General features: G+C 61.0%; 23 protein-coding genes. 14 read left to right on the forward strand and 9 right to left on the reverse strand.

The window, feature by feature from the left end; translation table 11 throughout:
• Positions 1-98 precede the first annotated feature (98 nt).
• The 11 genes from EI983_RS17755 to EI983_RS17805 all read left to right on the forward strand — a co-directional run bounded on the left by EI983_RS17755 (position 99) and on the right by EI983_RS17805 (position 11,452).
• Positions 99-1,175 (forward strand): coiled-coil domain-containing protein, encoded by a 1,077-nt coding sequence (locus EI983_RS17755; protein WP_157708678.1) that lies wholly within the window; start codon positions 99-101, stop codon positions 1,173-1,175.
• A 63-nt stretch (positions 1,176-1,238) separates the two neighbouring features.
• Positions 1,239-1,874, forward strand: coding sequence for a hypothetical protein (locus EI983_RS17760; RefSeq protein ID WP_157708679.1), 636 nt, complete (start codon positions 1,239-1,241; stop codon positions 1,872-1,874).
• A complete protein-coding gene (locus EI983_RS17765) occupies positions 1,871-2,986 on the forward strand; it encodes a hypothetical protein (RefSeq protein WP_157708680.1) in 1,116 nt (371 codons plus the stop codon). Before EI983_RS17760 ends, EI983_RS17765 begins: the two co-directional genes overlap by 4 nt.
• A gap of 53 nt (positions 2,987-3,039) precedes the next feature.
• On the forward strand, positions 3,040-4,974 hold the full coding sequence (locus tag EI983_RS17770; protein ID WP_157708681.1) for an AAA family ATPase: 1,935 nt from the start codon (positions 3,040-3,042) through the stop codon (positions 4,972-4,974).
• Positions 4,971-5,675 carry a DUF2971 domain-containing protein gene (locus EI983_RS17775; protein ID WP_157708682.1) on the forward strand — a complete coding sequence of 235 codons (705 nt, stop codon included), beginning with the start codon at positions 4,971-4,973 and terminating at the stop codon, positions 5,673-5,675. The genes EI983_RS17770 and EI983_RS17775 overlap by 4 nt, the downstream gene beginning before the upstream one ends.
• Positions 5,672-7,063, forward strand: coding sequence for a DUF6638 family protein (locus EI983_RS17780; protein WP_157708683.1), 1,392 nt, complete (start codon positions 5,672-5,674; stop codon positions 7,061-7,063). The genes EI983_RS17775 and EI983_RS17780 overlap by 4 nt, the downstream gene beginning before the upstream one ends.
• A gap of 3 nt (positions 7,064-7,066) precedes the next feature.
• A complete protein-coding gene (locus tag EI983_RS17785; RefSeq protein WP_157708684.1) occupies positions 7,067-7,333 on the forward strand; it encodes a hypothetical protein in 267 nt (88 codons plus the stop codon).
• A 14-nt stretch (positions 7,334-7,347) separates the two neighbouring features.
• Complete coding sequence (locus tag EI983_RS17790; RefSeq protein ID WP_157709147.1) at positions 7,348-7,998, forward strand: DUF1523 family protein; 651 nt, start codon at positions 7,348-7,350, stop codon at positions 7,996-7,998.
• A gap of 482 nt (positions 7,999-8,480) precedes the next feature.
• Positions 8,481-9,623, forward strand: a complete 1,143-nt coding sequence (locus tag EI983_RS17795) for an aromatic ring-hydroxylating oxygenase subunit alpha (RefSeq protein WP_157708685.1) — start codon at positions 8,481-8,483, stop codon at positions 9,621-9,623.
• Positions 9,620-10,300, forward strand: a complete 681-nt coding sequence (locus EI983_RS17800; RefSeq protein ID WP_157708686.1) for a DUF1028 domain-containing protein — start codon at positions 9,620-9,622, stop codon at positions 10,298-10,300. The genes EI983_RS17795 and EI983_RS17800 overlap by 4 nt, the downstream gene beginning before the upstream one ends.
• Positions 10,301-10,315: 15 nt before the next feature.
• Complete coding sequence (locus EI983_RS17805) at positions 10,316-11,452, forward strand: aromatic ring-hydroxylating oxygenase subunit alpha (protein WP_157708687.1); 1,137 nt, start codon at positions 10,316-10,318, stop codon at positions 11,450-11,452.
• 326 nt (positions 11,453-11,778) lie between these two features.
• Here EI983_RS17805 and EI983_RS17810 read toward each other — a convergent pair whose 3' ends face one another.
• The 8 genes from EI983_RS17810 to EI983_RS17845 form a co-directional block, all read right to left on the reverse strand.
• Positions 11,779-14,118, reverse strand: a complete 2,340-nt coding sequence (locus EI983_RS17810) for a mechanosensitive ion channel family protein (protein WP_157708688.1) — start codon at positions 14,116-14,118, stop codon at positions 11,779-11,781.
• A gap of 214 nt (positions 14,119-14,332) precedes the next feature.
• Positions 14,333-14,644, reverse strand: a complete 312-nt coding sequence (locus EI983_RS17815) for a hypothetical protein (protein WP_157708689.1) — start codon at positions 14,642-14,644, stop codon at positions 14,333-14,335.
• 85 nt (positions 14,645-14,729) lie between these two features.
• On the reverse strand, positions 14,730-15,875 hold the full coding sequence (locus tag EI983_RS19390; protein ID WP_246162225.1) for an SH3 domain-containing protein: 1,146 nt from the start codon (positions 15,873-15,875) through the stop codon (positions 14,730-14,732).
• Positions 15,876-16,449: 574 nt separating this feature from the next.
• Positions 16,450-16,872 carry an alternative ribosome rescue aminoacyl-tRNA hydrolase ArfB gene (arfB, locus tag EI983_RS17825; RefSeq protein WP_157708690.1) on the reverse strand — a complete coding sequence of 141 codons (423 nt, stop codon included), beginning with the start codon at positions 16,870-16,872 and terminating at the stop codon, positions 16,450-16,452.
• A 281-nt stretch (positions 16,873-17,153) separates the two neighbouring features.
• Entirely contained in the window at positions 17,154-17,777 is a 624-nt protein-coding gene (locus EI983_RS17830; RefSeq protein ID WP_157708691.1) for a queuosine precursor transporter, read from the reverse strand.
• 89 nt (positions 17,778-17,866) lie between these two features.
• Positions 17,867-18,673, reverse strand: coding sequence for a penicillin-insensitive murein endopeptidase (gene mepA, locus EI983_RS17835; protein WP_425500908.1), 807 nt, complete (start codon positions 18,671-18,673; stop codon positions 17,867-17,869).
• Between the two features lie 104 nt (positions 18,674-18,777).
• Positions 18,778-20,172: an MFS transporter gene (locus tag EI983_RS17840; protein WP_157708693.1), complete on the reverse strand. Its 1,395-nt coding sequence runs from the start codon at positions 20,170-20,172 to the stop codon at positions 18,778-18,780.
• A 51-nt stretch (positions 20,173-20,223) separates the two neighbouring features.
• Complete coding sequence (locus EI983_RS17845) at positions 20,224-20,760, reverse strand: acyl-CoA thioesterase (protein ID WP_157708694.1); 537 nt, start codon at positions 20,758-20,760, stop codon at positions 20,224-20,226.
• 129 nt (positions 20,761-20,889) lie between these two features.
• On the opposite strand from EI983_RS17845, the gene EI983_RS17850 reads away from it, so the two are divergent.
• From EI983_RS17850 to yaaA, 3 genes are all read left to right on the forward strand, one after another.
• On the forward strand, positions 20,890-21,198 hold the full coding sequence (locus tag EI983_RS17850; protein WP_157708695.1) for a YggT family protein: 309 nt from the start codon (positions 20,890-20,892) through the stop codon (positions 21,196-21,198).
• Between the two features lie 94 nt (positions 21,199-21,292).
• Positions 21,293-23,332: a DNA helicase RecQ gene (gene recQ, locus EI983_RS17855; RefSeq protein WP_157708696.1), complete on the forward strand. Its 2,040-nt coding sequence runs from the start codon at positions 21,293-21,295 to the stop codon at positions 23,330-23,332.
• Positions 23,333-23,362: 30 nt separating this feature from the next.
• Entirely contained in the window at positions 23,363-24,127 is a 765-nt protein-coding gene (yaaA, locus tag EI983_RS17860) for a peroxide stress protein YaaA (RefSeq protein ID WP_157708697.1), read from the forward strand.
• Here yaaA and EI983_RS17865 read toward each other — a convergent pair.
• The gene (locus EI983_RS17865) at positions 24,115-26,292 is read right to left on the reverse strand and encodes a response regulator (protein ID WP_157708698.1); all 2,178 of its coding nucleotides are present in this window, start codon (positions 26,290-26,292) and stop codon (positions 24,115-24,117) included. The two genes, yaaA and EI983_RS17865, sit on opposite strands and share 13 nt — an antisense overlap.
• Positions 26,293-26,329: the final 37 nt, after the last annotated feature.

Here is a 26,329-nt window from a genome sequence, read left to right on the forward strand (position 1 = left end):
ATTTTCCCGCTGCATCCCTCACGTTTTGCGCTTAGATTCGGCCTCGGAATGCCTATATTGGGCACAACACTGATTGATTTTCTGAAAGGATAGGGTGCATGGCGAATTTGGATCAGCAGGTACGGGAATCTCAGGAACAGGTCGCCCAGGCGCAGGCCAAAATTGCCGAGCTGACCTCCAAGATCGAAACCGCACGCGCCAAGATCAAGGGCGGCGAGGATGCGATGCTCGATATCGAAAACGCCTCGCTTGAAGATGTGCACGCCCACACCCAGGTGATGAACGAAAACATCGCCGAGCTGATCATGGGTCTCGATGATGTCACCGCCGCCTTCTCCAAGGATTTCGACGAGATGCGCACCAAGACCGGCTGGGAAACTTTTGTCGGCATTTTCGCCAAGCACAAGGCCGACAGCATGCGTCAGGAGCGGATCAAGACCGCCAATATCGACGACAAGCTGCAGGATCTGATCTCGAAATCCGACGTGATCACCCAGCTTCTGCAAGGTCAGCTCAACATCCTCGAAGAGCAGAAGGTGAAGGTGGAAAGCAACCTCAGCGAGACGCTGGACGAGCGTGAATCGGTGGTGGGCGAGCTGGAAAGCCTGCGCGCGGGCATCCAGGCGATGGACCCCGAGATCATCCAGCTGGAAAACAAAATCGCCAACGAAACGGACGCCGCCGAGCGCACCAAGCTGGAAACCCAGCTGGCCGAGATGAACGCCGAATATAACCAGAAGGTGCAGGACGAGCAGGTCAAGCTCGCCAAATCGCAGACGCTGGAGCGCTATATCGAGAAGGGCAAGACCTGGGTCGATTCATTGCAGAACCAGGCGGCCACGCAGATGGTCCTGATCAACAAGCTGCAAACCGACACCAAGCAGCGCGTGGTACTCTATGATGCGCTGACCAAATCGCTGAAAACCGCGCAGCAGCAGGACGTGGCGCACCGGATCAACGAGATCGGCGTGCAGACCGACCAGGAGGCGCAGAGCGCCATGGCGGGCATTGGGGCCGCCACCAATCAGCGCATGGCCGAGATGATGGAAGCGCATGAGGATCACATGGTCTTTGCCCGCGAGGTGCTGGAAGCCAAGGCCAAGGCCGATGAACGCTTCGCCCGCCGCTTCCAGGAGATCATCGAGAAACACGACAAGAACCTCTACGGGGCCTGATGGCGAAGGCTGCGCATCGACGGCAGCGACGCCACCACCGGACCTCCTTCGGGGGACGACGTGATGACCGCTGAACACACCCCTCCCCCCTCCTGGGCCGATTTTGCCGTGCGCTCGGCGATCTATGCGGGTGTGGCCGGGCTGGCCGTCTGGTGGCACCCCATGCTGGGCCTTGTCGTGGGCCTTTTCGTCGCCATCGACCTCATCCACCACGCCGCCGATACCGCCCGCCGCCGCGCAGGCTATCGGCCCATCCCTCGCCACCCCTCCATGCCCGGCGCACCGAAAGAGCCGCTGAAACGCACCGCTCGGGCGCTTGTGATCATCTTCGGCCTGACCTGGCTTCTGACCGCGGTCATCGGCAAGGCGCTGCTGGGCACCGTCTGGTCAGCGGCTCTGATCCAGGCGCTTGTCTTTGCCGGGGGTCTTACGGCGCTCTCCGCCCTGCTCTTTCCGCTCGCCGCAATGGCACTCCTCTGGGTGATGAGCGTCACGCTGGGCCTGCTTCTGTCACTCGCCGATCTGCTGGCGCTTGTCATTTCCACACCCGAGACGCGCAAATCCTGGCACCGCACCGTTGACGCCACCGATCACCGGCTTGCCGATCTGATCCTCGGCCAGCCCGCCATGATCCCCCTGCGCGCCGATATGGCCGAACGCGCGGTCGAGGACCACAAAGACGCCAAAGGAGCCGCATGAGCACCGCACCCGATCATATCGCCCTCAGGGATGTCTTCGCCTCGCGCCGCTACTTCGCCAAGTTCGACAAGATCACCGGCCATCTCACCCGTGTGGCCGCCGTGATGCAGGCCGAGGGAGAGCTGAACAAGAACGAGGTCGAGATCCTCACCACCTATGTGCAGGGCATCGCCTATACCTTCCGCGCGCTTTCGATGAAATATCTGCTGGTCGGGCGTGACACCGGCAAATTCTTCGGCTCTCTGCAGATGGACGTGCAGGAAAGCGGCTTTCCGGTGTTCAACGAACTTCTGGTCATGGCCAATGACGCCCAGCAGGCAAAGGCGCATCTGGCGGGCACGCCCTCGGTCAAGGCGCTCAAGCAACAGATGGTCGAACAGATCATCGGCACCCGGGCGATCCCCACAAAGCTGCAATTCGCCCTGTCGCAGCGGCTCTATTACGAGGAGCTTCTGAAGGGGCATCTCTTCTGGGCGCAGAACCACCCCGAACTTCTCTGGCTCGAAGGCTTCGACGAGCGCCGCAAATACCTGATCCACTGGGCCAGCTATGACAGTCAGGTCAACCTGCCCACGATCTACCTGATGGAGCTTGAGGATACCGGCCGCACCCCCCTGCCCAAGGATCAGCGCCGCTGGCCCGAATGCCAAGCGCATCTGATGGGGCAATCGCTGGGCGGGCTGAAGCTTCTGACCATCGCGCGCGGTTTTGACGAGGCGTTCGACGATCTGCACCCCAAGCGCCTGCGCCGGTTTCATATGGGGCCGATGTATTCCCACGCCTTCACGCAACAGACGGGCCCGATCCGTGATGTGCTGGCCGAGGCCAACGCGCCACAGGGGCAGGACTGGGCGCTGGCCTGGACCGACGAGGTGCTGGAAAGCGAACGCGTGACGCAGGAAAAATCCGGCTGGTTCGGCACGGTGGAACGCGAGGTGTTTGCGCTTGATCCCTTCTCTGGCCGCGGGGCCGATACCGGCGCGACGCGGATGACACGCTCGATCATTCTGCCCGAACGGCCCTATCAGGTGCTCGCCGAGAAGAACCCGCCGGGCTTTGCATCGGTGACGAAATATGTGGTTAGCCCCAATGGCCGGGTGCTGCGCTATTAGGCAGGCCGTGGAATTGAGTATTTTTGGAACAATGAAAGACAAGGGAATTTGAGATGAGCCTGACCGCCGACACGATGGAGCTGCGCGAAGAGGACATTGCCAAGCATTACGACGCGGCGGTGGCCATGCTCGACGGGTTCGACCACACGCCGCGCATCGGCAAGCCAAGCGAGGCCGCGCAGGAAGAGAAATCCTCCGGTATCGGCACGCGGCGGCGGTTTCGCACCACCACGCCGGGGCTGGTCACCCGCTCCACCGCCAAGGCCGAGGGCGTGCACCTGATCGAGCGGATCAGTAGTGCGGATGGCGACGACCCGCTGACCTCCCCCCTGCAGGCCACCGTCATGCACGCCCTGCGCCGCGCGCTCGCCATCGCGCTGGCGGTGGGCGAGACCTATGCCGAGGCCACGGGTCTTGCCGACCTGCGCCGCGCCAACCTCGCAGGCTCTCTCGCGGAGAACCGCAAGACCGAGTTTACCGAGCTTCTGGGCGCCGAGGCGCTGGCCGTGGCCCATGTCTTTGCCAATGCCACCGCCTTCCTGCTCGGCCCACACGGGTCCGAGGTCTCTGTCGAGGTGGGCGATGTCGAGGAGGTGCTGACCGACAATGCCCAGCTCGCCCTGCATGGTGCGCTGTGGGAGCTGGACCAGGACATCGCCAAACATGCCGGTGACGACGCCCGCCTTGTCGCCACCGTCTCGGCCTTTGCCGAACAGCTGATGAAAAAGATCGCCCTGCGCGCCCAGAATGCCGGGCGTCTCGAAGCCTTCATCGGGGCCAGCTGGCGGGTGGAGGCAGACGATTTCACCATTCGCGGGTTTGAAGCGTCGGCCAAGGCCAAATCCTCGACCCTGACCATGACGTTCAAGCAGCCGCATGAGGTGGTGGGCAACCATATCGCCAAATATCAGGCGCTGAAGCTGTCGAAGATGCTCATGGCCTATGATTTCGACCGCAAGCTCAACCCCTTTGCCGAGCTGGGCGGCTTCATCTTTACCTTCATGGGCGATGGCCAGCCCGGCACCGGCAAGACCATCCTCATTCAGATGATGGCGGGGCTGATCAAGGGCTATTGCGACACGGCCGGTTACCCCTTCCGCTATCAGAACCTGTCGACCGAGAGCATCGACAGCTATCAGGGCAAATCGGCCCAGAACGCCAAGGCTTTCGTCAACAACGTGATCGACCCCGGCGTGATCGGCTTTGGCACCATCGACGATATCGACCAGCTTGCGGGCAAGCGCGGCGACAGGCAGTCGAGCGCGGGCCAGCTTGAGATCACCGCCGTGCTGATGGAAAGCTTTGCCGGGGCCAACACCGTGGTGCGGGGCAACTGCACCTTCGGCATGTTCTCCAACTACCCCGAGAAGGTGGACGATGCCCTGCGCCAACGCGCCGGCGCGCGGTTTCTGGTGGACGGCCCGCAGACGCGGGAGGATTATATCGACATCCTGCACCTCCTGATGGGTAAGAACCATGACATACCCCTAGGCGATCACGAACTGTTCGCCGCGCAAGAGATCAGGAAGGCGGTGGCCAAATCCTTCGAGTCGCATTCCAAGCCGCATGAGGACGGGCTGCTCAAGGTCTATGAGAAGGTGCGCGGCGAGATTGGCGAGCTCGACACGATCACCAAGATGGGCACCTATCTCAAGGGCATCCAGGAGGCCGACAGCCGCTTCACCGGCCGCGCGATCAAGAACATCACCGACGCGGTGAAGGTCCGCGCCATGGATTTCGAGCTGCCCGACGAATGGATGGAAGAGCCGGACCTCTTTCTGTTCAAATCTTATGACGAGAAGAAGGGGATGATCGAGGAGCTGCGCAAGCCCATCACCATCGACATGGTGATCCAGGAGATCAACCGGTATGCCGATAGCGAGTTCCGCTATGCCGACAAGTCCGATGAGGTGGCGATTGAAAACGCCGTGCGCGAAATGGGCCGGATGGAAGAGGCCAAGCGGCGGTATTTGGAGGGGAAGGGGTGACTGTAAACGTCAAGTGGCTTTCGAAAGAGCATAAGAACCGCAGCACTTTGTTCTACTTCACGAAAGCCGAGCATGCTTTAACCAACCTGCAGCATCGCAGAGTGAAGGTTTCTAGCTTTTCAAAGTGTAACGACCTGTTTGAATTGGCTTCATTCTCCATGAAGTCTTCAGAAGTACGGAAGGAGCACGAGGAATGGCTTCAACAGGTCGAAAGCAACTTTGGTTTGATTTGCTTTTCGTTCAACTGGAGGCATCCACTAATGTGGGCCCACTACGCGAATAACGGTTCTGGGGTTTGTATGGTTTTTTCTGTTGCAAATGAATGCTTTACTTCAGTTGAATACATTCCTGATCGTGAAAAGCGTGGAGAAAACTTTTCGTTTCCACGGCCTCAGAACGATTCAATTTTTTTCGATTTTTGCTCAAAGAAGTTTTCAGCATGGCGTTATGAACAAGAAGCAAGGATGTTTTGCAATCTGCGGAGTATGAAAGGTGAATCTGGGCAAGGCGATATCGTTTACAAAAACTTCTCGCATGAACTGAAACCGTTAGGGATAATCAAAGGACCTAGACCACAGCTTAGCCAAGCAGAAATACTCGATGCAAGCGATACCCCAATTCAGTTTTTTCAGTGCAGAGCTGCTTTTTCAAAGTACGAAATGGTGGTTCAGCAGAGTAAAAAACGCTGGTATGTGAAATGAAACGCCTCATCAAATCCGGCCTCATGTTTGGCAATCTGATCCACGTCGCCTCCCCGGCGCTGGTGGAGCGGTATAACCGTGCCCTGAAACACCTCACCGGCAAACAGACCAAACTCACCGATTTCTACATCGACATTTCCGGCTACTCCCCCGAGATCGGCCATGAGCTCGATGATCATCTCTACCTCAACCATATGGGCGTGAACCGGCAGTTCATTCTGCTCACCACCGCGCAGAAGGACGCGCCGCTGCTCAACGCCAAATTCTCCACCTCGCGCGGCATCCTGCGGCAGTTCATCGAGAAGAACGAGGCGGCGCTCTTCTCGCTGACCACACGCGATGCGGTGGCAGGCGAGCTGGTCAATTCCGTTTATGACATGCCCGACCCCGCGCGCCTGATGGATATCCGCAAGATCACCATCGAGGCCGACACGACCAACGGCGCCATCGCCAAGGCCGAGGAGCTGGACACCAAGGTGGACCGCTTCATGACCGAGGATGACGCCTGGTTCGACGATGTGCTCATTGCCGAGATGATCGGCCTTGCCGAACAGACAGGCGATGTACTGCGCCATCCGGTGATGCTGAAACATATGGAATTTGAGCAGCAGAATTTCTGGACCGAGCATTTCGGCGGTATCTATGTGTTCCAGAAACAGGAACTGCCGGGCGCCATTACCTGCCTGCCGCGCCACGAGGTTCAGCATATCCCCATCGACTATGTGATCGACCTCTCCGAACGCAACCGGCTGGCCAATTTCCTTGAACTGAACGGGCTGGTGGAACCCATCGTCAAAGCGCGCGGGATCGACGCCGCCGCCGTGCTGAAACAGAAGATGGATTTCATCCTGGTGGACGCGCTGGCCGACGAAGGCATCAACCTGCGCCGCCGCGCGCCCCGCGACATGCGCCGCCTCGCGCGCGAACATGCCGACAGGCTGCCGGATGAGTTTCACGCCCTCGCCGCGCTGGTCAACTGGGCCGAGAACAAGGGCCGCTGGCCGCGCATCACCTCGGAGGATCCGGCCTATTTCTACACGCTACGTGCCGCGAACCACGCCGACGCGGATCTGGTGAACATGCTGCTGAGCCAGCTCAGCCCAAAAGATTTCCGCCAGCTTTTCATCTGCCACAAGCAGCTTTTCTATGCGCTTTACGATGGCTGGTCGGACACCAAGAAGGACTATGTGGTCGAATATCTCAAAACCGAGTATCAAGTGGACAAGGTCGGCGCGCGTGAGGCGCTCTTTGGTCATGAGCCTGTGATGAAGGAAGATCCGGTCAAGACCGGGCCCGGAGGCCCCTGGGTGGCCCATCGCGGCACAACGGACGAGTATGAGGACATGATCGACCGCGTCGGCCCCTGGGGCCCGGTGAGAAGGGGATAGACTATGCTTGCAATGCTGCGCCTGATGGTGATCGGCTTCGTGGTACTCACGATCATCTATGTGTGCCTCTCTCTCTATTCACGCTCGGTCCGCAAACGCAAACTGGCCGAATGGTGGGAGGAAGAGGGCAAGCCCGGCGATCTCGACGCCTATATCGACGCCGGGCTTGAGGAATATGACGGCTCACTCCGCCGCAAACTGATCCTGGGGGTCTACGTGATCCCCTTCACGGTGATGTGCATCATCATCTACCTCACCAATTTCGCGTAAGAGGCCGGGCGATGCTGACATATCTGAAATGGGTGTTCTGGATCACCTTCTGGACGCTGGTGCTGGCCGTGTTTCACTACACCCTGCCACAGGTCGATATCGTGCGGGTGACCGACACCTATGAAAAACGGATCGACTTCGGGGAAAACTCGCTTTTCTGGGCGGCGGCGGATGTGGGCAACGATGCCACCACGCCCAACCGCGATGTGTTCTTCATCCAGACGGTGCGCAACTCGGGCGATATCATGGTCTATCGCAACGAGGATACCGGCTGGCACTGGCCGCCCTATTTCAAATTCGACACCGCGAACCTTCAGGCCGAGGCGGCGGATAACAAATCCACCGCCGACGCACCGCAATGGGTGGCGGTCAAGCATTACGGCTGGCGCAACGAGTTTCTGTCGATCTATCCCAACGCCGTGGGCGTGCGGGCGGTCTCCGGCCCGGATGCGCCCAAGGGGGTGCCGTGGCTGAACATCGTGATCATCGCCGGATTTATCGCCATTGTCCTTTTCATCTGGCGCCTCTTGCGGCGCTTCCGGCAACGGCGGATCGACCCGGTGTTCGAGGATATCTCAGACGGCTTCGACGCCGCCGGTGATGCTGTGCAGGAACGGCGCGCCGGCTTTACCCGCTGGCTCGATACCTGGCGGGCGAAGAAGTAGGAGCGCAACCGGATGATCTTCGGCCTCTCATCACGAGCTTGGTGGGAATGACGGCTTAGCGGGACGTTGCTGCCGTTCGGTTTTCCGGGCCCTGAGCCGGGTATGGCCGACGCGCGCGGGGGCGATCCAACCGATATTCAGGGCACTTTATCCCCGCCACATCCGAACGCATTCCGAGTGATGCGCGAAGCTGAACCCAATCGCCGCCGCGTGGGGGCGCGTCGGCGATGCGCGGCGGGCTTCGCCCTTGAGTCCGCGCAATGCGCCCACATCACATGTCCGCAAAGGGCTCACACCCCACCTTCGGCAAATCCTCACCCTTGCCTCGCAAATTCCTCCTTTTCGAACCCGCCATTTGCCCTTCACTAGCCCTGATCCGCCGCGCGAGTCCTTGCCGACGACATACCCCGTCGCAAATAGAGTTGCGAAAGCGGCCAACGAAGTGACAGACTGCCCCGCGTCAGGGAGAAGGACCACCGCCAATGGCCAAAGACCATATCGACCCCATCGAAGAGCTGCGGCAGAACACGTCGGTGCCGTTCGAGCAGGCCCGCGCCATGCCGCCCTCGGTCTATACCACCGACGCCTTCATGCAGGCTGAGCTGGAGCATATCTTCTCGAAGGACTGGTATTGCGTCGGCCGCGCCTCGGCCCTGCCCAATTCCGGCGACTACCTGACCTGCGAGCTGGCGGGTCAGCCCATCGCCGTGATCCGCGACAAGGCCGGCGATCTGCGCGCCATGTCCAATGTCTGCCTGCACCGCATGTCCACCCTGCTGCATGGCCGGGGCAACACCCGCTCCATCGTCTGCCCCTACCACGCCTGGACCTATAACCTCGACGGCAGCTTGCGCGGCGCCCCCGCGATGACGCTGAACGAGGGCTTCTGCAAGGACAGCTACAAGCTGCCGCAAATCCGCTGCGAAGAATGGCTCGGCTGGGTCTTCGTCACGCTGAACCCCGACGCGCCGCCGGTGGCCGAGCAGCTGAAACAGGTGGAGGAGATGGTCGCGGGCTACGACATGACCAACTACACCGAAGCCTTCTATGAAGAGCATGTCTGGGACACCAACTGGAAAGTGCTGGCCGAGAATTTCATGGAGAGCTATCACCTGCCCGTCTGCCACGCGGGCACGATCGGCGGGCTCTCGAAGCTCGAGGACATGATCTGCCCCCCCGGCCTGCCCGCCTTCAACTATCACACCATTCTCAAGGACGACAGCTTGCGCATCGCCATGGCGCACAAGAACAACACGCGGCTCAAGGGCGAGGAACGGCGCACCACCTTCCTGCTTGCGATTTACCCGTCGCTGCTGATCACGCTGACGCCGGGCTATTTCTGGTATCTCTCCCTGCACCCCGTCAGCCCCGGCAAGGTGCATATCCGCTTCGGCGGCGGCATGTCGGACGATTACAAGGACGATGCCGACGCACAACAGAACTTCACCGACCTCAAGACCCTGCTGGATGAGGTGAATGTCGAGGATCGCGGCTGTACCGAAAAGGTCTATCGCGGGCTCTGTTCGGCCATGTCGGCGCCGGGCCATCTCAGCCATCTGGAACGCCCCAATTACGACTTCGCGCAATATCTCAACGCCCGGATCAGCCCCGGGGCGGCGGCATGACCTTTTCCGTGACAGGCCGCTGCGCGCGCACCGGACAACTGGGCGTGGCCATCACAACCAGCTCCATCGCCGTGGGCGCGCGCTGTCCCTGGGTAAAGGCAGGCGTGGGCGCGGTGGCCACCCAGAACGTCACCATGCCGTCGATCGGCAATGACGTGCTCGACTGGATCGCAGGCGGGGACGATGCCCAGACCGCGCTCAACTCCGTCATGGACCGCGAGCCCTTCCCCGAATACCGGCAGGTTGCCGTGGTCGATCACCAGGGGCGCACCGGGCTTTTCTCCGGCCCCAACTCTCTGGGCATTCACGCCGATGCGGTGGGCGACGGGGTTGTTTGCGCAGGCAATCTTCTGGCCTCCGACCAGCTCCCGCAGGTGATGGTGGAGCATTTCGAAGCCCATGCCGACCTGCCCCTGCCCGAGCGCCTGCTGAGTACCCTGGAAGCAGGCCTGACCAAAGGCGGCGGCGAGGCCGGGCCGGTGCATTCCGCCGCCCTTCTGGTGGCCGATGAGCAAAGCTGGCCGCTGGTGGATCTGCGCGTCGACTGGTCCGAAAGCTGCCCGGTCGCCGCGCTGCGCAGCCTCTGGACCGCCTACGCCCCGCAAATGAACGATTATATCACCCGTGCCCTCAACCCCTCCGCCGCGCCCAGCTATGGCGTGCCCGGCGACGAGTAACCCCAGAGCCCGCCCATGACCGACCTCGCCCAGATGCGCCAGACCCTGCAAGAGCTGGCCGCCCTGCCCCCTGACGCGCCCTTTGGCCTGCCCGGTATCTTCTACACCTCGCCCGAATTCTTCGAGTGGGAATGCCAGACGCTCCTGCGCCGCGGCTGGTATTGCCTCGGGCGCGCCGACGAGGTGCCACAGGCGGGCGACTATTTCACCGTGCAATTGCTGAACGAACCGCTGATCGTGGTGCGCGGCGGCGATGGCGAGATTCGCGTGCTCTCCAATGTCTGTCGCCACCGTGGCATGCCTCTGGCCGAAGGCTCGGGCAACGCCAACCGCTTTGTCTGCTCCTACCACGCCTGGGCCTATGGCCATGACGGGGCCTTGCTGCGCGCCGCGCGGATGAAAAACGAAGGCTTCGATCAGAAAAACTGCAAGCTGCCCAGTTTCCCTGTGCAGCTCTGGCGCGGCTTTATCTATACGTCTCTCGATCCCGCTGCGGCCCCCTTTGGCCCAGACACGAAAGCGCTGGACGATATGGTCTCGCCCTATGAGCCCGACAATTTCCGTCATGTCTACACCGGGACCGAAACCTGGAAATGCAACTGGAAATGCCTCGTCGAGAATTTCATGGAAGGCTATCACCTGTCGGTCGTGCACCCGCAGACGCTGCATGGCTACACGCCCACGGGGCTGGCCAGGAAATCCGTCTCCGGCCCGGGCTTCACCAGCTATTGCGCCAATTATCCGCAGGATATCCCCTCGCGTGGGGCCGGTGCTCCGGGGCTGAGCGCAGAGCAGCGCCAGCGCTCCAGCCTTTTCGCCCGCTTTCCCAACCAGGTGGCCAGCCAGGCGGCGACCCTTCTGGTGTCGCTGTCGATCTTCCCGCGCAAGGTGGACGAGATCGAGGTGCGCTGGACCATGTCGGTCTATGGCGATGAACTGGACGGCGACACGATTGATCAGCGCATTGCCCTCTGGAACGAGGTCAACCGCGAGGACCGGGAAAAACTGGAATGGATGCAGGTGGGACTCGCCTCGTCGCACGCAGGCTCCGGGCCTCTGGCAGGAGAGGATTACGAAGGCACGGTGCGCGACTTCCTTTTGTGGCTCGCCCATATGGATCAGGACGCAGGCGTCCAGCTCAGCATCGCCTGACCGGTCCTGATCAAATGCGGACATTCAGGAGTTGCGCGGCGAAATCTGGTACAGAGCCCATTTCACAAGATGCTGCGGAATGCTCGAAGGGCGGCGAGGCGTGCTTCGCGGACATTGCCGTGCATGGTACCGTCCCAATCAGCCCATTCGCTTTGAGGCTGGTGGCTGAGACGAACGGTGCGTAGTCCCACCGTTCGTGCCCGCGGCCCAGCCTCTCCACAGCAGCCTATGATGGTCAGCGCAGCTTCGCTCCCTGTCGAGGATGCCTTTTACCGATAAAAAAGACCGAAACAGGCATAATAAGCCCTAAGGACCGCGGAGTTATTTCAATCCTTCTCTTTGACAATTTGGATTGTCCTGGTCGGGAAGGCGAAGCTCACTCCAACCTGCCGGGCTAGATCGACGATGTCGGCGACAAGGGCAGAGCGCACCGCCACCTGATCGTCGTAATTGGATACGAATACAAAACACCGGCACTCGATCGCAATGGCGGAATCACCAAAATCCTTAAGCCCTACATAGCAGTCTTTGGCATCAGCGCTCGGTTGCCGCAAAATCAGAGCGCGCAGTTCTTCGATGAACTGATCCAAGAGTCGGCGCGGTGTGTCGTAAGTCAGACGAATGGAAAGGTCGATGCGGCGGCGCGCGCGAAGTCCCCAGTTCACGATGACCTGATCGCTCAATTTTGCGTTCGGGATAATCATCACAGTGTCGTCGAGCCGCTTCAGCCGTGTGGATCGTATACCAACTGTCTCGACCGTTGCGAGTTGACCGTGTGTTTCGATCAGATCGCCACGCCGGAAGGGCCGGTCGGTGAGGAGAAGCATGCCGCCGAGTACGTTCGACACCGTCTCGCGTGCTGCAAATGCCAGGGCGAGACCGCCAACACCCAAACCCGCCAGAACGCCCTCGTAAGGAAGATCGACGATTTCTGCGAGCAGAAGCAGACCTACCATAAGCAAGGCTAACTTGATGATGCCGATCACCATGGCGGTCACGATCTCATCGGCATAACTCACGGTAGACGCCGCTCTGCGCTGAAAGAAGGTTCCTATCATCCCGGTCGCGAGGACTGCGAACCAAGTCGCGCCTACGACCGCCGTTGCGGAGACGAGGGTGTGCAGCGCAGCGAGCGGTGTTTCAATAATCCCGATTATGCTGAAGCCCCAAACAAGGATCAGACTGCCGAGGGTCAGCCTTGCCGCCTGAACCAACCCTTTGCTTTCAAGTGTAGGTGCATCGGCTGCGTCACCGTCGGATGCGGCCCGTGCCTTTGGTGACAGGAGACCGAGAAGTGCAACCAAAACAGCGGCCACTAAAACCATCACCAGGATCGAAAGCCATTGCCAGTTTTCTATCACCACAGCGCGTTTGAGTAGAGCTGGGGACGTATCCCGGATATGCTCTCGCAGAGAGAAGAACTGTGTTAATGGTTGGTTCGGCGGTATGCCTTCGGCCATTGGAAGGCTTTGCATGGCCGAATAGAGCGCCGGTAAGTTGCGTAGTGTTTCTGCATCAAAAGCCCATCGGTCGGGCGCATCTTCGTCCTCCGTCGGCATGCGTGCGATCACAATGTCCCCAACAGGATGCGCATAGTGGATATAGGGCGTCGTCCGATTTGGATTGTTGGGAATCTCCTGAAGGAAGACAAAACCGGCGCGGTCGAGAACGTTCTTCAGATAGTCCGCCAACAATGGTCCTTCGGCACTGTGCAGGTGGTCGGGCAGCATTGAAAGGTCCAGCGTCGACAAAACCGCTTTCCGCCCCGCCCCGTCCCAATCTTGAATACCAAACAGGAACCGTTGCATGACGCCGCGCGGGGAATTTGCCATGGCTGTCTTGGCTGCAGCCACGTTGGGCTCACCAAGTGCGTTGAGATAGCGCCTGAGGGCGGCTGAAAGAGTTTCCGCGTCTTCTACAAGTAGTCGCCAGCCGCCATCATTTGCTCGGACGAACTGCAAATCATAGGACGCCTCGGTGCCATTGAGCGCAATTGTGAATGTGGCGGTATCTGCTTCGGGACGCGGTGGCGCGTCATAAACCCGGAAGGTCGACAGATCGATAATGTCCCACAGCAGAGCTTGGCGATGACGCAGAGTATTCGCCGCCGCCTCACCGCCTTCGAACTCGAGAAGCGTTCGAGCAAAGCGCAGAGCGTCCACATCTCCGCCAAGCAGAAAATCATTGACTGACGCGACAATCGATTGGAGCGTCTCTCGCGGGGACGCGTCCCCAGCGATCAATCGCTTTCCTGCGCCGTCTGATCTGCGTCCGTTCCACCACTCTCCAGTGTCGAAGCGTCCCGTGAAACTCTCGCCATCGTCCGAGATTGCGAAGATTAGTTGCCCACTGACCTGATCCTCAAACCAACGCCCACGCAAGACTTGCCCATTGACCTCCCCCTCAATACGACCACTGCCAGGCTCATAAGTGCCGGTGACGGAGCTGCCTTCCTGCCGGAACTCCACTACCGCCGCCCCGTCGCGCCAGAACGTGTCCCATCGACCCGACCAGTCGGGAGACGACTGTGCAAGGACGGCGCTCACAGTTATCGGCACAAAGAGGCCCGCAAGAAGCAGATTGCATAAAAGGCGCAGGGACTTCTCTGGGTTTGCCGAGTTGCCCGACCCATTCGCAAAGAACAAAATAGCGAGAAAACGAAGCATGCGTGTCCTAGTTGGGAATTGGGCCAGGTTGATTTAAGTGTTACAAGGGAAGTGGCGCGAATAAAAGGCCGCTCAAGCGTTGGGCTGTCGGGCTGCATGCCGGTAACGCCTTGTGGAGGAAACTGCAGTCTTTCCGACTGACAATCTCCACCGCAGGACTTCCACTTTCAGTGCTGCGCTGAACCGATCGAGCCGCACGCACAATCGAAATAGATCAATTTGCGGCTGCCTTAAGCGTTTCCATCACCTCCGCACATTCAGCAGCTCCACCGACGACTGAAGTGCCTTCGGGCAGCCCGTCGGTGCCAGCCAGTTCCTGCGCGGCACGCATGAGAAGCTGATCGACCTGTTCGGCCGTGACGAGGCCCTCGGCCTGCGCTGCCTGCACCGTCGAGCAGATGCCAGCGCTTAGGCCGGTGCCGATCCCGATCCCTGCAGCCGTGCCTCCGATTAGCGATCCTCCGACGACCGCACCACCTACCCCACCGACAACCAGTCCGATGAGTCCAACGATTACCTTGTTCATAGAGTTCTTCCTTCTGTTTGAGGATTGATAGAATGAACGGCCCGCGACGCATGAACACGCGACGGGCCGTGTCTTAGAGAACTGTTCAGTTCCGCATCGACATCGGACGCGTGGTCGAGCCGTCACTGTAGGCGATGCACTGCCAGGGTGCGCGCTGCGGACCAACACCCACCATCACTTCAGTGCCTGCCTGCGAGAAGCTGGAGCTGAGCAGAACAACATCTGGGTTGTTCGTCTCGACAGTCACAGCCCGCAGACACGCCTGCTCGGCCGACGACACGTTCTGGGTCGGGGTCGGTGTAGAATCTGTCGCCGCGCTCAGGTAGCGGCCCGCGACCCAACCACGTTCGCGCATGTCCGTTATCATCTCGATCTCGCACCAACGTGTAGTGCCGCCGCTTTGGCAACCTATCACGCGGACCGGATCGTCATTGGCCAACGCGCCCACTATGGAGTTCCCAGTGCCGGGCCCACTGCGAACATTCAGAACATCGCCCGAAGGCACGCCGACAACACGCATCACGTTACCGGCATTTACGGCAGGGCGCGTGGATGCCGACGGCGCGGCGGCCTCGCGCAGGTACTGGCTTGCAGCCCAGCCCGTCGCGCCTCCACCCACCTGGGCGATCTGGCACCAGACCCGGCCTTCGTTGCGGCGGCAGCCGCGGTTTTGCACGACGGTGCCGTTCATCAGCCCCATCACCAACCGCGCACTGGTCGACGGCGCGGCGCGCACGTTTAGGCTTTGCGACACACCGAAGACCTCCCAGAAGTCAGGGCCACCGGACAAGCCGTCAGCGAAATCCTGACGCGGTGCCGCATCCCCAATGCTGACGTTTAGCGTGTAGTTGGTGCTCTCGTTGCGGCGGGCCGCGTTCCGATTAATGAAGACCTGTATCCGGTAGTCGCCGTTTTCTGGCAGAACGCCCTCGTAGCGCAAACCATTCGTCGCCGCGATGTACATCGCAGCGCTTTCGCCAGGACGATCTCCCGGAGCAAAGATGTTGAAATAGGTCGACGGGTTCGACGGGACCAACTCGACAACCATGCGTTGTCCGGCGCTTGCACCAAGCAGGTATTCGACCGACTGATAGCCTGTAAGGCTGTCCCTAATGGTCGTTCCACTCTGTCCCGCCGGAAATTGAACCCTATTTACAACTGCCTCCTGAGCCGTCGCTATCTGTGTAAAGAAGAGAGCTGCCATGCATGCAAGAAACTGGAATATCTTCATTTTTTCCCTCCCATTTCGCGCGCTGCATGTTTGTCCCCCAGCGCTTATGAAAATTTTCGTCCATACGCTGTGGGTGTAGGTCTGGCAGGGGGGCTGTCAAGTCTCGCCTCATGTTTCGCACGTGGGCACAGCCTGCCGTACGAGGATACAGCTGGAAGAGACCCTTATCATCTCGGTCTGTATATCTGACGTCGGCAGAGTTTCTGATGTAAGGTCCTAATGGAGCTCCGCGTTGGGCTCAACTCGGTCTCTGGCTGTTCCCATTGAGCATCTCACGGTCGGACGGCGGCTCTCGGATATAGCTTGTGTTCGCTTTGCACTGGAGCAAATGCCACATTTTCGTTCCATGTAATTCTTGCGGATGTCGCGAATCGTGGATACCAGCCATTCGCGCAGAAAGGACGAACGGCGGGAAGGTCCGCCTAGCAGTCGTTGCCAGCGAAGTTTCGGTGGTCCGGTGTTTGGATCAAGCCGGACATGTGCGGCGTCAACACATACATTCGGCTAAAGGCCATTCGGCTAAAGGCGTGAAGCATCTGATGGTGCGATGGTCAATCTCATATAGCATTCAAAACTAGTCGTCCGGGGTCACGTTTCCACGCAGTGCCTTCACCTCGCCGCGCGCCTTCTTGGCCTTGAGCCGCCGTTTCTTCGACCCCAGCGTCGGGCGCGTCGGGATGCGCCGCTTGGGCTTTTCCGTGGCCTTCAGGATCAGCGCCTTCAGCCGCTCGCGCGCGATCTCGCGGTTGCGCGCCTGGCTGCGGGTCTCGTCACACTGGATCACCAGCGTCCCCTCCTGCGACCAGCGCCGACCCGCAAGCCGCCTCAACCGCCGCTTCACCGGCTCGGGCAGGTTCGGGCTGCGCGCCGCCTCGAAGCGCAGCTCGACCGCCGAGCTCACCTTGTTCACGTTCTGCCCGCCCGGACCCGAGGCGCGCACGAATTGCTCAGTCAGCTCCCAGGCCTCAATGGTTATCTGATCGTTAACATGCAGCATCGTTCGGTCCGATTGTACAAAATTGGGGGGTATTTTGTACAAAACGTACAAAATTCAAAAGGGCCGCCCGGATCTCGGAACGGCCCTCTAGAGTTTAAGGAGGTGGGCCGGTTAGGCGCACCAATTCGGATGGTCTAGGCCACCCAGGGGCTGCCCTAGGTGGTGTCCTCCCGAACTGTTCCGACACCTCGCTCCAAATGCTCTATAGACACTGGGCACCTCCTTTCGCTTGTTGATCCTGAGCGGAGGTTGCCACAGTTTTTGCGTTTGTCAAAACAAAATCATGTGGTCCCGCGGGTGAGTGACCCCACGATGATGCGGAAAGGCACAAGTGCCAGCAAGGCAAGCGCCAGTTTCACCAGCCAATCCGCCACCGCCAGCGACACCCAGAGCGGCACGGAAGGCCCGGCGCCCAGCAGCGGCAGAACCTCTCCGGCCCAGCTCACATCATTGGCAGGCTCGATAAAGCTGAGCGAGGCCGAGAAGGCGATCGTGAAGAAAAGCGCCGTATCCACCGAGCTGCCCACCAGCGATGACACCACCGGCGCCCGCCACCATGATCCGTCGCGCAGGCGGTTAAACACTGCGATATCAATCAGTTGCGCTGTCAGGAAGGCAAGGCCAGACCCAATCGCGATGCGCCATGTCACCAGCGGGCCGAACTCTCCGGTGATCTGCGTGCCGACAAAGGAACAGGCCACGCCCACCACAAACCCGGCGAAAACCACCTTCCGCGCCGCCTCACGGCCATAGACACGGTTCATGATATCCGTGACCAGAAAAGCCAGCGGATAGGTAAACGCGCCCCAGGTCAGCCACTGACCAAACAGGAACTGCACCAGGATATTGGAGGCCACAACGATGGCCGCCATGGCAAGAACGCCGGGAAGGATGTTGTTTTTCATATGCTTGAGCCGTTTTTTACAAGGGTGCGGTGACTTGCCCCGAGGGGATTGGCCGCTCCTACAGGCTCAGACCTCGCTTGGCAACCCGCTCACTGCGACTGCAGCACCGCCACACATTGCCCCGGCAAATCCGCCATCGTCAGTTCGCGCCGCGGTTTCGGCTTGGGCGCATTGGGGTCGGGGGGCGGCGGGTCGAGGATGTCCCGCACCCATTGACGCGCATCGTCACAGCCATCACCCGCGGGCGGCGGATCCTGGTCCACGCAATTGCGCGCACCCGGCGGGCAATTCAGACGCACATGGAAATGATAGTGATGCCCCCACCACGGCCGGATCTTGCGCAGCCAGGATTTATCCCCCTTCTCCATGTCGCACATCTTCACCTTGGCGCCAGGAAAGACAAATATCCGCGACGTGCGCGGGTCCTTCGCCGCGGCCTTCATGATCTCGAAATGCTGGCGCGACCAGTTGTCGTTGACATAGGCGCCCTTGGCCCGGCGCAGCGAAATGGACGAGAGGCTTTCCCGCTCGGCCGCTGACAGGTTCAGCCGCTTGGGCGGCAGCATCCACACGTCGATATCCAGCCCGCTCTGATGGCTGCGATGCCCGGTCAGCATCGGCCCGCCGCGCGGCTGGCTCATATCGCCCACATAAAGCCCGGCCCAACCCGGCTGCGTCGCAGCGAAGGCCGAGAGTTTCTTGACATAATCGATGGTTGTCGGATGCGCCCAGTTGCGGTTCCGGCTCAGGCGCATGGCCTGCCAGGTGGGCCCGGTTTCGGGCAATTGTTCCGCACCGGCGATGCAGCCTTTGGAATACCCCCCAAAGGGCTCTGCACTTTGCGAGGATGCCGATGCCTTCGCCCCGAAAAGGGTCTTGGCCATAACACCCTGCATCGACGCGGGCACGCTCAGCGAAGAAATCACGGTCTTGGGGGCGGTGCTGACATTCTTCTTGCGCTCGGGGGTGGCGTCGCCACAGCTCGCCAGAGCAAGGACGGTCAGGATGAGTGCGAGCTTGCGGACCATGTCTCTTTATCTCCCTCTGCCTGAACCCAGCGTAGCAGGATCAGCCCAAGGAGGAAAAGCACAATTACCGGCGACACGCCCAGCCGGGCGCTTCCGGTTGCGGCCGTGACAATCCCGATCAGCGCGGGCGCGATAAACGCGGTGGCGCGGCCGGAAAGGCCATAAAGACCAAAGCTTTCCGTGGGGGCCTCGGGGTCCGTGTGCCGCACCATGAGCGAGCGGCTTGCCGCCTGAAGCACGCCGCCCAAGCCACCGATCAGCACGCCACAGCCGAAAAACACCTTGTCCGGCAGGGTCGAGCCTTCGGCCAGCGCAATGCCGAAGATCTGTTCGCGGTCCATGCCCACAATGGTGACACAGACCAGCATCAGCCCGAGGATCGACACGATGATCACCGGCTTCGGCCCGAACCGCCGGTCGAGCTTGCCCCCAACCCAGGAAAACACCGCCGCCGCAAGCCCGCCCATGATTCCGAATATCCCGATCGACACGATATCCCAGTTGAGCACGAGCCGTGCATATGTCCCACCAAAGCCATAAAGCCCGTTCAGCCCGTCGCGGTAGAACATCGAACTGCCCAGATAGGCCGACAGGCTGAGCCGGTTCTTGAGGTTCTTCACCGAGGTGCCCAGCAGGCGCAGCGCATCGCCCATGCCGCGCCCCTTGCGGGCAGGCCCGGTGTCACGCACCCAGAGGAAATAGGGGATCATGAACAATGCGAACCACGCGGCGGTGAACGGGCCGACAAAGCGGGTGCCTTCCATGGCCTCGGCATTCATCAGGCCGAACCCCGGATCAAGCCCGACCAGCGTCTTGCCCGAGGGTTGCTCGACAAACAGCGCCAGCATGATCGCCAGCGACAACAGCCCGCCGATATAGCCAAAGGCAAAACCCGAGCCGGAAATGGCACCGACCTCTTCCTGAGTGCCCAGCGTGGGCAGCTGTGAGTTGATGAAAATCAGCGCATATTCCGCCCCGATGAAACCGATGCCGAAAAACACCAGCGCCCACCACAGGTTGGACCCGTCCGGGTTGGTCCACCACAGCCCGGTGGCCCCGACAAGCACCAGCGCCGAAAAGGCCACGATCCACGGCATGCGCCGCCCGGCGGTATCGGCCAGCGCCCCCATGATCGGCGCGCCCAGGCCGATGGTCAGACCCGTGATCGTGAGGCAGAGCGACCACATGCTTTGCGCTCGCGCATCCGCTGCCTCTTCGCTGAGGCCCGAGGACATGAAGAACTCTGCCGCGATCCCGGCAAAGAACGGACCAAAGACAAACGTCACCAGCAGGGTGTGATAGGGCTGGCTCGCCCAATCGAAGAAATACCAGCCCCAGATGCGCTTGCGTGGTGAAATTTCCGCCATCATGTCCCCCTGTTCCGGGCGATATGACAAGGCTTTGCCGAAAGGAGCAAGCTATTCCTGCATCGGTGGCCAGGGCCGTGTCGCATCCGCCGCGATCCAGGCCGCGACCCATTTGGGCATCAGCGGGGGATCGGCACTCAGTCCAAGCTGCTTCAGCGCCTCGGTGGGCCGCACGATCCCGTTTTTGTCGGTGATGGCCGAGCGATAGAGCGCGTGATTGGCACAGTCTCCGTTCTTCTTCCACATCGACTGTTCCAGATACATGAACTTCTCATCCCAGCAGATCAGCCTGGAACGCATCTCGATCTTCTCGAACGCATGAATGCGGCGGCGATAGCGCACAGACACGCCCGCCATGGTCAGCCCCCAGCGATTGCGCCTGAGAAGCCCCACCAGCCCCGTCCGATGCGCCAGCGGAATGCGCCCCAGGTCATAGAGCGTCAGCGTGCGGCCGTTATTGAGCTCCATCCACAGGTCGATATCCCAGGGCAGGCAGTAATGTTGTGACACATGCGTGCCGGTGGGCGGTAAAGGCTCTGATTTGCGGTGCTTGTAGAGCTGCCACAGCATGCGAATGACCGGATACATCGGCGGTCTCCTTTCAGCGCCCAAGTTGACCTTTGCCGCACCCGCGTCAACCACGACCTCGCGTCAACGCTTGCGCTGGGACGGAGGGCAGACTACCTAGAGCACGCAACAGAAGCGGGAGCGCCAGACATGCAAGCGATTGCCGGGCCGATTGGCCTGATCCTCGACGTGATGTTCTTCGTGATGATAATCCATATCATCATGAGCTGGCTGATCAGCTTTCAGGTGCTCAACCTGCATCAGCAGTTCGTCGCACAGATCTGGTACGGGCTGAACCGCCTGCTGGAGCCGATCTATGCCCCGATCCGGCGCATCCTGCCCAACACGCATCCGCTGGACCTGGCCCCGCTGGTGGCCTTCATCGCCCTGATCAGCCTGCGGGATTACATCCTGCCGACGCTGCTGTGTGGTGGCGCGCCTCTGGGGTATTGCCGGTAAGCGCGAGGCGCGGGCCGAATTCAGCCCTTGTTCAGGATTCCTTCACCCTGCTAGACTACCTGTAAGAGCAGATAGATAAACTTTTACAGGTCCCATGACAGGCGCTGCCACGCTATTGAAAGACGTGTTCGGCTTCGACGCCTTCCGCCCCGGGCAGGAGGAGATCGTGAGTGCCGTCACCGCAGGCGAGAACGTGCTCGCCATCATGCCGACGGGTGGCGGTAAATCGCTGTGCTTCCAGCTTCCGGCATTGATGCGCGAAGGGGTCACTGTTGTCATCTCGCCGCTCATTGCCCTGATGCGCGACCAGGTGCGCGCACTCAAAGCGGCGGGCGTGGAGGCGGGCGCGCTGACTTCGGGCAATACCGAGGACGAGACCAATGCGGTCTGGCAGGCGCTGGACGACGGTCGGCTGAAGCTGCTCTATATCGCGCCCGAGCGGCTCGCCGCCGGATCGGCCCTCAATATGCTGCGACGCATCGGTGTCAGCCTGATTGCCGTGGACGAGGCGCATTGCGTCAGCCAGTGGGGCCATGATTTTCGCCCCGACTACCTGCGTATCGGCGAGCTGCGCCGTGCTCTCGATGTGCCGCTTGCCGCCTTCACTGCCACCGCCGATGCGGAGACGCGCGAAGAGATCGTCGCCAAGCTCTTTGACGGCCACGCCCCGCAAAGCTTCCTGCACGGGTTCGACCGCCCCAACCTGCACCTCGCCTTTGCCGCCAAGGACAGCCCGCGCAAGCAGATCCTCAGCTTTGCCGCCGCCCGCAAGGGGCAGTCGGGCATCGTCTATTGCGGCACCCGCGCCAAGACCGAAACCCTGGCCCAGGCTTTGCGCGAGACGGGCCATGTGGCCGCGGCCTATCATGGCGGGATGCTGCCCGAGGACCGGCGCGAGGTCGAGGCGCGGTTCAATGTCGAGGACGGGCTGATCGTGGTGGCGACGGTCGCCTTTGGCATGGGCGTGGACAAGCCCGATATCCGTTGGGTCGCCCATGCCGATCTGCCCAAATCCATCGAAGCCTATTACCAGGAGATCGGCCGCGCCGGACGCGATGGCGCCCCGGCCGAGACGCTCACATTGTTCGGCGCCGATGACATCCGCCTGCGCCGGGCCCAGATCGACGAGGGCCTCGCCCCGCCCGAACGCCGGATGGCCGATCATGCGCGGCTCAACGCCCTTCTCGGGCTTGCCGAAGCGCATGAATGCCGCCGCGCCAAGCTGCTGCAATACTTCGGCGAAGAGGCGGATGGTTGCGGCAATTGCGATCTGTGCGATACGCCGCCCGAGACCTTCGACGGCACCGAAGCGGTGCGCAAGGCGCTCTCGGCCATCCTGCGCACCGATGAATGGTTTGGTGCGGGCCACCTCATCGACATCCTGACCGGCACCCTGACCGACAAGATCCGCGCGCGCCGCCATGACGAGCTGCCGACCTTTGGCGTCGGACAGGATGTATCGCGACACGCCTGGCAAGGCATTTTCCGGCAGATGATGGGCCATGACCTGATCCGCCCCGACCCCGAACGCCACGGCGCCTTGCGCATGACCGAAGCCGCCCGCCCGATCCTGCGCGGGGAGGAAAGCATCATCCTGCGCCGCGACACGCTGATCACAAAAACCCGGCGCGCCGCGCCCAAGGCGCTCGTTTCTGATGAGGATGCGCCGCTTCTCTCCGCGCTCAAGGCCAAGCGCCGGGCATTGGCCGAGGCGGCCAAGGTGCCCGCCTATGTGGTGTTCAACGACCGGACGCTGATCGAGATGGCCGAGACGCGGCCGCAGACCCTGGACGAGATGGCCGGCATCACAGGCGTGGGCGCCAAGAAACTGGAACGCTATGGTGACGATTTCCTGAACGTGATCACTGGCGAAGCGGCCAGGCTGCACCCCTCCCGGCGCAAGCTTGCCGGGCGCATGGCAGGCTCGCTCTATGATCAACTTTTGCAGGTGCAGTCCGATCTGGTGCGGGGGCAGGACGGGCATGAAAAGCCGCTGAGCTGTTCGGCGTCGCTGCTGGCCAAGGTCGCCTCGCACCGCCCGTCCAGCGCCGAAGACCTCGCGCGTCTCCTGGGCGAGAAACGCGCCGAAAGATTTGGCCCAGCCTTTCTGGACGTTCTGGCCACGGCGGACTAGATCAGGGGAAATCCTGAGGGAGAGTACTGAATGCTGATCGTCGTTTCACCTGCCAAGAAGCTCGATATGGAGCCGGTCGAGGGCGTTGCGCCCACCGCGCCCGCCTTTCAGGAGGATGCCGAAACACTGGCACGCAAGGCCGCGCGGATGAGCGTCTCAGAACTGCAAAAGCTGATGCACATCTCCGAACCCCTGGCCAAGCTCAACGCCCAGCGGTTCAAGGACTTTGGCGGGATGGAGACGAAACCCGCCGCTCTCGCCTTTGCGGGCGATACGTACCAGGGTCTTGAGGCGGGCACGTTAGAGCCCGATGAAATGGCCTTTGCCCAAGAGCATCTGCGCATCCTGTCGGGGCTCTACGGGGTGTTGCGCCCACTGGATGCGATGCAGCCCTACCGGCTGGAAATGGGCAGTCGCCTTGCGACGCGGCGGGGCAAATCACTCTATGATTACTGGGGCGACCGGATCGCCAAGGCGCTCAACGACCAGGGCGAGGCCACGGGTAGCGACGTGCTGGTCAACTGTGCCAGCCAGGAATATTTCGGCGCGGTCGATCTCAAGGCGCTCAAGCTGCGGGTGATCACGCCCGTCTTCATGGAAGACAAGCCCGGCGGGCCAAAGATCGTCAGCTTTTTCGCCAAGAAGGCGCGCGGGGCGATGGCCCGCTACATCATCCAGCGCCGCCTGACCGACCCCGAGGCGCTTCTGGAATTCGACACCGGCGGTTATGCCTATCAGGCCGATATGTCCGAGCCTGACAAGCCCGTCTTCCTTCGCGCGGATCAGTCCGCCTGATCCTCCCCCAGCGGCGGGCGCATTCCGTCGCGACACGCCCCGAGGATATGTTCGATGACCGCCTTTCGGCGCAGCGGTTTGGTCAGGTAATAGTCGATCCCCGCCGCCAGAATCTCGGCGTCGTCCCCATCCATTGCATGCGCCGTCATCGCGATTACCGGAACATGCGCGCCGGTGCCCGCCTCCCTCTCGCGGATTTTGCGTGTGGCCTCCTTGCCGTCCACCTCGGGCATGGAAATGTCGGTGAAAACAATGTCAGGCGCGAAGCTGTCGAAAAGCTCCACCGCCTCGCGCCCGTTTTCGGCAAATTCCAACTCGATATCGAGCGATTTGAGCATCTTGGAAAAGACCAGGCGGTTGGTCTTGTTGTCCTCGGCCGCCAGGACACGCATCGCGCGCGGCGCGTCCACCTGCGGCACGGGCGGGGCGGCCTCCTTCCAGTCCTGCTGCAAAGAGGACAGCGCCCTGAAAAACGCCTGCCTGGGATAGGGTTTCTGCAAGACCGTATGCATATAGCGGCGGGCCGGATCCTGCTCGGCAGCCCCGATAGTGGTGGTGAGCAGGATGATCGGCACCTGATGACCCGCCTCCCGCAATGCCTGAGCCAGCTCCATCCCGTCCATGTCATGCATATTGTGATCGGTGATCACCACACCGGCATCGTCCGGCAGAGCGGCAAGCGCGTCACCGGCACTGGTGAAGCACACCGTTTCGATACCCATCGCACCAAGTTGTCGCTGCACAATCATCCGTGACGCCTCATGCGGCTCCACGATCACGGCCGAGCGCAGTGGCGGCGGCAACCGGAAGGCATCCGCCGTCAACTCCTCAGCCACGGGCAGGCGAAGCGAAAAGCCGAAACAGGAGCCATGACCCTCCTCCGAGGTGACCCAGATCTCGCCTTTCATCAGCCGGATCAATTTTTGGGAAATGGCGAGCCCCAGGCCGGTGCCCTCGTATTTGCGGTTATGTTCGTCATCGACCTGGTTGAACTCTCCAAAGATATGCTCAACCTTTTCCTTCGGAATGCCGATGCCGGTATCCTCGACGGTGACATGCAGCGTCGCATGCCCCTCTTCTTCGCGCGACATGCCAACCACCCGCACGGTGACCGAGCCTTGTTCGGTGAACTTCACCGCGTTGCCCATCAGATTGGTGATCACCTGCCGGATGCGCCCCCGGTCCCCGACAAAGAGCGTCGGCAGAAACATGTCATAATCGACCAGAAGCTCGATCCTCTTGTCACGGGCGTTGGGCTGCATCAGCATGATGATCTCATGAATGGTGCGCTCAAGATCAAACTCGTCCTCATGCAGGACAAGCTTCTGCGCCTCGATCTTGGAATAGTCGAGCACGTCGTTGATGATCACCAGAAGCGCGTCGCCCGAATTCTTGATCGTCTCGGCATATAGCTGCTGCTCGTCGGTCAGATCCGTATCCTGCAACAGCTCGGCCATGCCCACCACACCATTCATCGGCGTGCGGATCTCATGGCTCATATTGGCAAGAAAGGCGGCCTTGGCGCGCGCCGCCGTCTCGGCCTTGGCACGGGCCTCTTTCAAGCGCAGTTCATACCGGACCGTGTCGGTGATGTTCATGGCCAGCGACACGACGTCGCCGCCATAGCCGCGCTGGTCGATCACCTTGATATAGGCCCCGTTCCACAGGCGGATGATTTCCGGCTCGGGCGTCGCTGATTGCCAGCGGTCAAGCATCGCCTCACGCCACTCCGCCGGGTGCATCTCACCGATATCGACGATCCCCTCCTCGGTGGCGAATTGCAGCATCTCCACATAGCTCAGCCCCGGCTTGATCGCTTCCAGCCCGTCAAAGATGGAAATCCATGCCGCATTCGCCGCAATCAGCCGACTGTCGGAATTGAAAAAGGCGATACCGTCCTGAATCGTTTCGATCGAGTGCCACAACCGCCGCTCCAGCTGCTCGACCTTCACATTCGCAGCATGCAGGTCCGATTTGACACGCGCGTTTTCGTGGCGGAACGTCTCGACCTGTGCACGGGTCTCAACGATCTCGTCATTCAGTGCCTGCGCATGCTGGCCCAGTTTGCGGTTGGCGGCCTGAAGTTCCGCCTTTTTCTGCTCCAGAAGCCGCTCTGCCGCCAGCCGCGCGCGCCGCTCTTCCGAAAGTTTATTGGCAAGGCTCATTGAGGCCCTCCAGCCCGCCATCGACCCGATGCCGCCC

Origin of the sequence: Roseovarius faecimaris (assembly GCF_009762325.1) — a bacterium.
Taxonomy (GTDB): domain Bacteria; phylum Pseudomonadota; class Alphaproteobacteria; order Rhodobacterales; family Rhodobacteraceae; genus Roseovarius; species Roseovarius faecimaris.